This window comes from Pseudomonas sp. AGC41, from assembly GCF_057334555.1.
Genome location: NZ_JBHFJB010000029.1, coordinates 23,970 through 30,364 on the forward strand (window position 1 = coordinate 23,970; position 6,395 = coordinate 30,364).

At 62.2% G+C, this 6,395-nt stretch carries 5 protein-coding genes; all 5 read left to right on the forward strand.

Annotation, left to right across the window (positions count from 1 at the left end):
- Nucleotides 1-296 precede the first annotated feature (296 nt).
- The 5 genes from exaC to ACE04F_RS05685 all read left to right on the forward strand — a co-directional run bounded on the left by exaC (nucleotide 297) and on the right by ACE04F_RS05685 (nucleotide 6,358).
- On the forward strand, nucleotides 297-1,817 hold the full coding sequence (gene exaC, locus ACE04F_RS05665) for an acetaldehyde dehydrogenase ExaC (protein WP_305498559.1): 1,521 nt from the start codon (nucleotides 297-299) through the stop codon (nucleotides 1,815-1,817).
- A gap of 236 nt (nucleotides 1,818-2,053) precedes the next feature.
- A complete protein-coding gene (gene eat / locus ACE04F_RS05670; RefSeq protein ID WP_486105364.1) occupies nucleotides 2,054-3,502 on the forward strand; it encodes an ethanolamine permease in 1,449 nt (482 codons plus the stop codon).
- A 57-nt stretch (nucleotides 3,503-3,559) separates the two neighbouring features.
- Nucleotides 3,560-4,954 carry an ethanolamine ammonia-lyase subunit EutB gene (locus tag ACE04F_RS05675; protein WP_486105365.1) on the forward strand — a complete coding sequence of 465 codons (1,395 nt, stop codon included), beginning with the start codon at nucleotides 3,560-3,562 and terminating at the stop codon, nucleotides 4,952-4,954.
- A gap of 11 nt (nucleotides 4,955-4,965) precedes the next feature.
- Nucleotides 4,966-5,790 (forward strand): ethanolamine ammonia-lyase subunit EutC, encoded by an 825-nt coding sequence (eutC, locus tag ACE04F_RS05680; protein ID WP_486105366.1) that lies wholly within the window; start codon nucleotides 4,966-4,968, stop codon nucleotides 5,788-5,790.
- A 106-nt stretch (nucleotides 5,791-5,896) separates the two neighbouring features.
- Nucleotides 5,897-6,358: a GNAT family N-acetyltransferase gene (locus ACE04F_RS05685; protein ID WP_486105367.1), complete on the forward strand. Its 462-nt coding sequence runs from the start codon at nucleotides 5,897-5,899 to the stop codon at nucleotides 6,356-6,358.
- Nucleotides 6,359-6,395: the final 37 nt, after the last annotated feature.

The following is a 6,395-nucleotide window of genomic DNA, read 5'->3' on the forward strand; positions in this document are numbered from 1 at the left end:
GCCACGAAAAGCGGTCCGTCCATAGACTTGGCTTCGACGCCAGCATCCCCCAGCCCACCGACCTTTGCAATGCTGGCGCGACCTGCCAGTCACAGACTGTCTCGTCGATGGCACAAACTGTCACACCCACCGTATCGCAACCGTGACACAGCCCATCCGTTTGTCCGACCGACTCCTCCTGAAGTCTTGATTTCCGAGGCTTGCAAGGCAATGGCCCAACCTTTGCTCTAGGCTTAGTTACCGGCGCGTTTTTTGCGCGGCTCCCCAATAAGTACAAAAGCCAAGGAGAACTCATCATGCGTTACGCTCACCCCGGTACTGAAGGCGCTATCGTTTCGTTCAAGGCCAAATACGGCAACTACATCGGCGGCGAGTTCGTCGCGCCTGTCAAAGGTCAGTACTTCACCAACACTTCCCCGGTCAATGGCCAGCCCATTGCAGAATTTCCGCGTTCCACCGCCGAAGACATCGACAAAGCCCTCGACGCTGCCCACGCGGCCGCTGATGCCTGGGGCGCCACGTCGGTCCAGGCGCGTTCGCTGATCCTGCTGAAAATCGCCGACCGCATCGAACAGAACCTCGAAACCCTGGCGATCACCGAATCCTGGGACAACGGCAAGGCCGTGCGTGAAACCCTCAACGCCGACATCCCCCTGGCCGCCGACCACTTCCGCTACTTCGCCGGTTGCCTGCGGGCCCAGGAAGGCGCCGCCGCCGAGATCGACGGCAACACCGTGGCCTATCACATCCATGAACCGCTGGGCGTGGTCGGGCAGATCATCCCATGGAACTTCCCGCTGCTGATGGCCGCCTGGAAACTCGCGCCAGCCCTGGCCGCCGGCAACTGCGTGGTGCTCAAGCCCGCCGAACAGACCCCGCTGGGCATTTGCGTGCTGATGGAGCTGATCGGCGACCTGCTGCCGCCGGGCGTGCTGAACGTAGTGCAAGGCTTCGGCAAGGAAGCCGGCGAAGCCCTCGCCACCAGCAAGCGCATCGCCAAGATTGCCTTCACCGGCTCGACACCGGTCGGCTCGCACATCATGAAATGCGCCGCTGAAAACATCATCCCGTCCACCGTGGAACTGGGCGGCAAGTCGCCGAACATCTTCTTCGAAGACATCATGCAGGCCGAGCCGAGCTTCATCGAAAAGGCTGCCGAAGGGCTGGTGCTGGCGTTCTTCAATCAGGGTGAAGTCTGCACCTGCCCATCCCGGGCGCTGGTGCAAGAGTCGATCTACGACGAATTCATGCAAGTGGTGATGAAGAAGATCCAGCAGATCAAGCGCGGCGACCCGCTGGACACCGACACCATGGTCGGCGCCCAGGCGTCCGAGCAACAATTCGACAAGATCCTGTCCTATCTGGAAATCGCCAGGGGCGAAGGCGCCGAGCTGCTGACCGGCGGCAAGGTGGAAAAACTCGAAGGCAACCTGGCCAGCGGTTATTACATCCAGCCGACCCTGCTCAAGGGCACCAACAAGATGCGCGTGTTCCAGGAAGAAATCTTCGGCCCGGTGGTGAGCATCACCACCTTCAAGGACGAAGCCGAAGCCCTGGCGATCGCCAACGACACCGAGTTCGGCCTCGGCGCCGGCCTCTGGACCCGCGACATCAACCGCGCCTACCGCATGGGCCGGGCGATCAAGGCCGGACGCGTCTGGACCAACTGCTACCACCTGTACCCGGCGCATGCCGCGTTCGGTGGCTACAAGAAGTCCGGCGTCGGGCGTGAGACGCACAAGATGATGCTCGACCATTACCAGCAGACCAAGAATCTGCTGGTGAGCTACGACATCAATCCGTTGGGGTTCTTCTAAGCCAGAGGGGGCGAGGCAGGCTTTCCTGCTTCGCCCTCTGGATTGCTTTCGCGAGCAGGCTCGCTCCCACAGGGATCTGTGGATGACTCTGGCTTTCAGGGTTGAAACAGTTCCACTGTGGGAGCCAGCCTGCTCGCGAAGGCGGCGGTACATCCAGCACAGCTACAACCGAATCACCGCCTCATGAGCAAGCCGCTTTCACTGGGCCAAAAAACAATAAAAACAGGTAAACCCTTATGCCAAGCGATCATGCAAACCCGCAACCGGCAGCGTCCTCGGTCGACTTTGAAAAAGTCGGCTCCGAATACTTCCAACAACGCGAGCTGAAGAAAGGCGCGGCAGGCTGGGTCCTGCTCGTGGGGCTGGGGGTGGCGTACGTCATCTCCGGTGACTATGCCGGCTGGAACTTCGGCCTGGCCCAGGGCGGCTGGGGCGGCATGTTCCTCGCCACGCTGCTGATGGCCGCGATGTACCTGTGCATGTGTTTTTCCCTCGCCGAGCTGTCCTCGATGATCCCCACCGCGGGCGGCGGCTACGGCTTTGCCCGCAGCGCATTCGGTCCCTGGGGCGGATTTCTCACCGGCACGGCGATTCTCATCGAATACGCCATCGCCCCGGCGGCGATTGCCGTGTTCATCGGTGCTTATTGCCAATCGCTGTTCGGGATTGGCGGCTGGATGATCTACCTGGCGTTCTACATCATCTTCATCGCCATCCACATATTCGGGGTCGGCGAAGCCCTCAAGCTGATGTTCATCATCACCGCCGTCGCCGCCCTGGCGCTGGGGGTTTTCCTGGTGGCGATGGTGCCGCACTTCAACGTCGCCAACCTGCTCGATATTCCGGTCACCGAGGCTAAAGGCGCCAGCCCGTTCCTGCCCTTCGGCTACGTCGGCGTCTGGGCGGCGATCCCTTATGCGATCTGGTTTTTTCTCGCCGTCGAAGGCGTGCCGCTGGCGGCCGAAGAAACCAAGAACCCCAAGCGCGACCTGCCGCGCGGCTTGATTGGCGCCATGCTGGTGCTGGTGGCGTTCGCCCTGCTGATCCTGGTGATCGGCCCGGGCGGCGCAGGCTCCAATGCGCTGATGGCGTCCGGCAACCCGTTGGTCGAAGCCCTGGCCAAGGCCTATGGCGGCTCGACCTGGATGGGCAGCTTCGTCAACCTCGTCGGCCTGGCCGGCTTGATCGCCAGTTTCTTCTCGATCATCTACGCCTACTCGCGGCAGATCTTCGCCTTGTCCCGCGCCGGCTACCTGCCGCGCAAACTCTCGGAAACCAATAAAAGCAAGGCACCGGTGTTGGCACTGGTGATTCCCGGCATCATCGGTTTCGGCCTGTCCCTGACCGGCCAGGGCGACCTGCTGATTCTGGTGGCGGTGTTCGGCGCGACCATCTCCTACGTGCTGATGATGGCCGCGCACATCACCCTGCGCATCCGCCGCCCCAAAATGGACCGGCCGTACCGCACGCCGGGCGGCATCTTCACCTCGGGCGTGGCGCTTGTATTGGCGTGCATCGCCGTGGTGGCGGGCTTCCTGGTCGATCCTAGGGTAGTGATCGGCGCCGCGATCATCTATGGAGTGTTAATTGCTTACTTTGCCTTCTACAGTCGGCATCACTTGGTCGCAGGCACGCCCGAAGAGGAATTCGCGGCCATTCAAAAAGCCGAAGAAGCCCTGCACTAAGCCGTAACGTGCCGAAAACCACGGCGCCGCCCAGCGGCGCCGTCACGGAGAACCTGTATGGCCAGCTTTGCACACACGGTCGGCGCCCGGACCTACCGCTTCGACAGCCTCAAAGACCTGATGGCCAAGGCCAGCCCGGCGCGTTCCGGGGACTTCCTGGCCGAGATCGCCGCGCTCAATGATGGCGAGCGGGTGGCCGCGCAAATGGCCTTGGCCGACTTGCCACTCAGCCATTTCCTGCAGGAAATGCTGATTCCCTACGAGGCCGACGAGGTCACCCGGCTGATCGTCGACACCCATGACAAACAAGCCTTCGCCGCCGTCTGCCACCTCACGGTTGGCGGCTTTCGCGACTGGCTGCTAAGCGACGCCGCCGACGAACACAGCCTGCGGGCGCTGGCCCCCGGGCTCACACCGGAAATGGTCGCCGCTGTCTCGAAGATCATGCGCGTGCAAGACCTGGTGCTGGTGGCGCAGAAGATTCGCGTGGTCACCCGATTCCGCGGCACCCTTGGCCTGCGCGGGCGCCTGTCCACCCGCCTGCAACCGAACCATCCCACCGACGAACCCGCCGGCATCGCCGCGAGCATCCTCGACGGCCTGCTCTTCGGCAATGGCGACGCCATGATCGGCATCAACCCGGCCACCGACAGCACGGCCTCGATCTGCGCGATGCTGGAAATGCTCGACGCCATCATCCAGCGCTACGACATCCCGACCCAAGGCTGCGTGCTGACCCACGTCACCACCTCCATCGAGGCGGCGAACCGCGGCGTGCCGCTGGATCTGGTGTTCCAGTCCATCGCCGGCACCGAAGCGGCGAACGCCAGTTTCGGCATCAGCCTGAGCCTGTTAAAAGAAGGCTACGACGCCGGGCTCAGCCTGAAGCGCGGCACCCTCGGCAATAATCTGATGTATTTCGAAACCGGCCAGGGCAGCGCGCTGTCGGCCAACGCCCACCACGGCGTCGACCAGCAGACCTGCGAGGCCCGGGCCTACGCCGTGGCGCGCCATTTCAACCCGTTCCTGGTGAACACGGTGGTCGGCTTCATCGGCCCGGAATACCTGTACAACGGCAAACAGATCATCCGCGCCGGCCTCGAAGACCATTTCTGCGGCAAGCTCCTGGGCGTGCCGATGGGTTGTGACATCTGCTACACCAACCACGCCGAAGCCGACCAGGACGACATGGACACCTTGCTGACCCTGCTGGGCGTGGCCGGGATCAACTTCATCATGGGCATCCCCGGCTCCGACGACATCATGCTCAACTACCAGACCACCTCGTTCCACGACGCCCTCTACGCCCGCCAGACCCTGGGCCTGAAACCGGCGCCGGAATTCGAGCAATGGCTGGCGAACATGGGCATCTTCACCCAGGCCGATGGTCGGGTGCGGTTCGGTGACAACCTGCCGCCGGCGTTTCGTCACGCCTTGGCGCATTTGGGATAAGGAAACTGCCCATGGATAAAAACCCCGTCGATTCGCAAAACCCCTGGCTGAATCTGCGCAACCTGACTCCGGCGCGCATTGCCTTGGGCCGCACCGGCACCAGCCTGCCGACCTCGGCGCAACTGGATTTCCAGTTCGCCCACGCCCAGGCCCGAGACGCCGTGCATCTGGCCTTCGATCACCAGGGCATCCGCGCACAACTCACGGAGCGCGGCCGCGAAAGCCTGCTACTCCACAGCGCGGCGGCTGATCGAAATAGCTATCTCCAGCGTCCGGACCTGGGCCGACGGCTCGACGAAGCTTCCGTACAGATCCTGCAGGACTACGCGACGGTCCACCCGGGCGGCGTCGATTTGGCTATCGTGGTGGCTGACGGTCTGTCGGCGCTGGCGGTGCATCGCCATACGTTGCCGTTCCTGGTGCGGCTGGAAGAACAGATCGCTGCTGAAGGCTGGTCTGTGTCGCCAATTGTTTTGGTAGAGCAAGGCCGCGTCGCCGTGGCCGATGAAGTGGCCGAACGGCTCGGCGCCAAAATGTCGGTGATCCTGATCGGCGAACGCCCCGGCCTCAGCTCCCCCGACAGCCTGGGACTTTATTTCACCTACGCCCCCAAGATTGGCCTGAACGATGCCTATCGCAACTGCATCTCCAACGTCCGCCTTGAAGGCCTGAGCTACGGCATGGCGGCGCATCGCCTGATCTACCTCATGCGCGAGGCCTGTCGCCGACAGCTTTCGGGGGTCAATCTGAAGGACGAAGCCCAGGTTCAGATTCTAGAGGCGGAAAACGCTGCCGATATGAAAGGTAACTTCCTACTGGCGCCGCCCCCAAGCTGATCCGTTTGGCCAATTGCGTTTTTGATCCGCTTTCAGGCAGCATCCTGGCACGGTAGTCCGTCGTTGTTGTCGGACGCTATGTCGACCCTTGCAGACGAGACCTACCATGCGGATTATCCAAGCGACGCTGGAACACCTGGACCTGCTGACCCCATTGTTCGTCAAATACCGGGAATTCTATGGCTCGCTGCCTTTTCCGGACTCGTCCCGAGTTTTCCTGGAAAAACGCCTGCGCCGCAAGGAGTCGGTGATCTACCTGGCCCTGCCGGATGACGACGACAGCAAGTTGCTCGGCTTCTGCCAGCTCTACCCAAGCTTCTCGTCGCTGTCGCTCAAACGCGTGTGGATCCTCAACGACATCTACGTCGCCGAAGATGCTCGCCGCCAACTCGTTGCCGACAACCTGATCCGCACCGCAAAAAAAATGGCCAAGGAAACCAACGCCGTGCGCATGCGCGTCTCCACCAGCAGCAACAACGACGTCGCGCAGAAAACCTACGAATCGATCGGCTTCAAGGAAGACACCGAGTTCAAGAACTACGTATTGCCGATCAGCGAAGGCCTCTGATCCATCTGCATCCCCCTGGTGGGGGGGGGGGGGGGGG